The organism is Rhizobium sp. SEMIA 4085 (assembly GCF_013004495.1).
In the GTDB taxonomy this organism is placed as follows: Bacteria; Pseudomonadota; Alphaproteobacteria; order Rhizobiales; family Rhizobiaceae; genus Rhizobium; species Rhizobium gallicum.
This window is the reverse complement of the sequence record NZ_JABEPH010000473.1, coordinates 1-3,618: the sequence shown is the minus strand read 5'-3', so window position 1 is coordinate 3,618 and position 3,618 is coordinate 1. Positions and strand designations below refer to the sequence as shown.

The window sequence follows — 3,618 nt, the reverse complement described above, 5'->3', positions numbered from 1 at the left end:
AGACAGGCATGTGACGGCTCAAATTCCAGCCGCCAAAATCAAAAAAAGATAAGCATGCTTACGGTGGATGATGGCACGATGGCGGAAGGCCTAGCGGCTGCGCTGCCTGCTGCGGGCAGTGGCAGTGCGGCGTTTGCTGACCTGTTTGCGGGCGGGTTTATTCGCCGTTGAGCCAGTGCGGGTGAAGCGACCGGTCGTGGAAGGGCGTGTCTTTCGCTTCTTTCGCTTGGTGGTGGTTCGGAGCGCAGTTTTCTTGAGGATTTCCTTGAGCACGGTCTCGACAACGCCGCTCACGAGTTCCTTCACGATATCAGCCATTCAAACCCCTCCAGCACCCAAACGCTTTCGTGGCTATTGAAATCCCGATGCTTTCGGTTAGCAAGCGCTCTTCAACAGCACGAGAGCCTTTTCCGCCACATTTCACATGCATGCGCGTTTTGCGAATTGGCGGGCCGAGCTCGCCGGCAAGATATTTATGGAATTGATCAAGAAGAGGGTGGTACTTCACTTCCCGGGTTTCTAACCGCTGGACGGGGAGGCTCACCGGGCCCGCTACGAGCGAGCGGCCAGACAAAGCGGAAAGGTTTGGGGCTTCCAGGCGCAGCTAGCCGAAATAGACGATTGCTACGAGTTTGCGAAATTCGACGTACTCGCTGCGTCCGATTTCTGGCAGACCGCAAGCAGGGTTCATGTTTTCGATCATGACGTGCTCGTACGGCATCTTAGCGCCAAGCCGGCGGCAAAGCGCATAGTCGACGGCTTTGCCGCCTGCGGCCGCATCATCGTGGACGGGGGATTGGCCGGCTATTTCCGTCATGCCTGGCGCTTCGGCCTTTTCTTCATCTTTCCGTTCGTGCTGATGCTGCTCGGCCTCATGCTGATGGCCACGATCGCTTCGGCACCGATGGGCTTCGGCCTCGGGATTTGGCATATCGTCTGGAGCCTGCCGGCGGCGGCTGGCTTCTTCGTCTATCTCTTCCTACCTTTCGCCGAACGCTTCTACGCCCTGCATCTCTTCGCGGATTGGGAAATGGCGGTTGCGCTCGGGCGCTTGGCTCGCCCCGAGGTCGACGCATGGCTCGGACGCTGTGCGCATGCGGCGCGCGAGGCGCTGCTGGAGGATGCTGACGAATATGTGATCTCGTCGCACAGAATGGGCTCGAGCGTTGCCGCACATGTCGTCGGTTTGCTCCTTGAGAAGGAGCCGGAAATCTTCGACGGCAAGCAGGTCGTCTTTGCTTCGCTTGGTTCGGCGGTGCTGCAATGCGCTCTGCTGTCACCCGCAAAAGCGCTGCGCGCCCATGTCGGGCGGATCGCGGTCTGCCGGTCCGTCTCCTGGCTCGACGTGCACTGCCTGACGGACGCCATCCATTTCTACAAGGTGCCGGTTGTCGCTGCAGCGGGCCACCCGGACGCACCGCAGGCAAGAATGCAGTTCATCCGCGTCAAGCAGATGCTGACGCCGGAACACTACAAGAAGATCAAGCTGGATTTCCTGCGGGTGCACCGGCAATACGTGCTGGGGCCGGACCTGCGCGCAGCCTTCGATTTCACGCTGCTGACGGCCGGACCGGTGCCTGCCGCTCTTGTCGCCGATGGCGGACTGCAAAAAATGCCCGGCTTGTGACCGGGCATTCCAATAATCGAAGCATCATTCCGGGGCCGATGTCTGCAACGCCAGTGCGTGCAGGATGCCGCCCATGTTTCCTTTGAGGGCCTCATACACCATCTGGTGCTGCTGGACGCGGCTCTTGCCCCGGAAGGCTTCGGCCACGACTTCGGCGGCGTAATGATCACCGTCGCCCGCAAGGTCGCGGATCGTCACCTTGGCACCGGGTATCCCGGCCCTGATCATGTCTTCGATGTCGCCGGGTTTCATAGCCATGATCGTAACTCCTTGCACATCATTCCGCAGCGACAAGTGCCTCTGCGCTATCCATGAATTCAGGGAACCACGATTCATGGGCGTTGCGCAATTGCTGAATGGGGAGCGACAAAAGATCATCGACAACGAGGTCGCTGCCGGCAAGCGTGCCGAGACGGCGGAAGGGCACGCCGGCGCCTTCCGCATTGGCGCAGACGAAACCGGCGACGTCGGGTTTGACCGCGATGACGTAGCGTGCCTGGTCTTCCCCGAAAAGGAGGGCATGCGGCGCGCCCTTGCCTTCGGCAAGCGTCACCATCAGGCCCTTGCCCGATGCCATCGCCATTTCCGCGAGCGCCAGGGCGAGGCCGCCGGAAGAGATATCGTGGCAGGCGGTGACCTGGCCGTTGCGGATTGCCGAACGAACGAAATCGCCGTTGCGGCGCTCGGCGAAGAGATCCACTTCCGGCGCCGGACCATCGATGCTGCCGACCACATCGCGCAGGTAGATCGAGGAGCCCAGATGGCTGCCGTCGGTGCCGATCAGGATCAGCTGGTCGCCATCGGATGCGCCACCGATGCACGCCATCGCCTGCCAGTCCGGCAGCAGGCCGACGCCTGCGATCGTCGGGGTGGGCAGGATCGCGATGCCATTCGTCTCGTTGTAGAGCGAGACGTTGCCGGAAACGATCGGGAAATCCAGCGCACGGCAGGCTTCGCCGATGCCTTTTACGGCTTCGACGAACTGGCCCATAATTTCCGGCTTCTCCGGATTGCCGAAATTAAGTTTGTCGGTCGCAGCCAGCGGCTCGGCTCCCGTCGCGGTGATATTGCGCCAGCATTCGGCGACGGCCTGCTTGCCGCCTTCGAACGGATCGGCCTCGACATAACGCGGGGTGACATCGGACGAGAAGGCAAGCGCCTTTGTCGGATGTCCTTCGACGCGGACAACGCCGGCGTCGCCGCCCGGAAGCTGCAGCGAATTGCCCTGGATCAGCGTATCGTATTGTTCGTAGACCCAGCGGCGGCTGGACTGGTTCGGCGAGCCGACGAGTTTCAGCAGCGCCTTACCATAATCGTCCGGTGCTGATACGAGCTCAGCGGGGAGGGGAGCGCGCTTACCGGATTCCCGCCAGGGGCGATCGTATTCCGGCGCCTGGTCACCGAGGTCCTTGATCGGTAGATTGGCGACTTCTTCGCCCTGATGCACGACGCGGAAGCGCAGGTCGTCGGTGGTCTTGCCGACGATCGCGAAATCCAGGCCCCACTTGACGAAGATCGCCTTGGCGACCGCCTCCTTGTCCGGCTCGAGGACCATGAGCATACGCTCCTGGCTCTCCGAGAGCATCATCTCGTAGGCGGTCATCTGCTCTTCGCGGACCGGAACCCTGTCGAGTTCGAGCAGGATGCCGAGATCGCCCTTGGCGCCCATTTCGACGGCCGAGCAGGTGAGGCCGGCCGCACCCATGTCCTGGATGGCGATGACGGCACCGGTCTGCATCAGTTCAAGGCAGGCTTCCAGCAGGCACTTCTCGGTGAAGGGGTCGCCGACCTGGACGGTCGGGCGCTTTTCCTCGATCGACTCGTCGAATTCGGCGGAGGCCATCGCCGCGCCGCCGACGCCGTCGCGGCCGGTCTTGGCGCCCAGATAGACGACCGGCATGCCGACGCCCTTGGCGTCCGACACGCCAATGGCATTCGACTGCGCGGGACCCCCCGCAAAGGCGTTGACGCGGCTTTTGCCGCTGTAGCCG

The 3,618-nt window shown here is 62.1% G+C and carries 4 protein-coding genes; 1 reads left to right on the top strand and 3 read right to left on the bottom strand.

Going from position 1 to position 3,618, the window contains the following annotated elements:
* Positions 1–90: 90 nt before the first annotated feature.
* A complete protein-coding gene (locus C9413_RS33965) occupies positions 91–318 on the bottom strand; it encodes a hypothetical protein (protein ID WP_170251290.1) in 228 nt (75 codons plus the stop codon).
* Positions 319–526: 208 nt separating this feature from the next.
* On the opposite strand from C9413_RS33965, the gene C9413_RS29330 reads away from it, so the two are divergent.
* A complete protein-coding gene (locus C9413_RS29330) occupies positions 527–1,627 on the top strand; it encodes a hypothetical protein (RefSeq protein ID WP_246703883.1) in 1,101 nt (366 codons plus the stop codon).
* Positions 1,628–1,651: 24 nt separating this feature from the next.
* Here C9413_RS29330 and C9413_RS29325 read toward each other — a convergent pair whose 3' ends face one another.
* Together C9413_RS29325 and purL are read right to left on the bottom strand one after the other, a co-directional pair.
* The gene (locus C9413_RS29325) at positions 1,652–1,885 is read right to left on the bottom strand and encodes a BolA family transcriptional regulator (protein ID WP_039845020.1); all 234 of its coding nucleotides are present in this window, start codon (positions 1,883–1,885) and stop codon (positions 1,652–1,654) included.
* Positions 1,886–1,904: 19 nt separating this feature from the next.
* Positions 1,905–3,618, bottom strand: a 1,714-nt coding sequence (purL, locus tag C9413_RS29320) for a phosphoribosylformylglycinamidine synthase subunit PurL (protein WP_170251289.1), incomplete at its 5' end; no start/stop codon positions are given.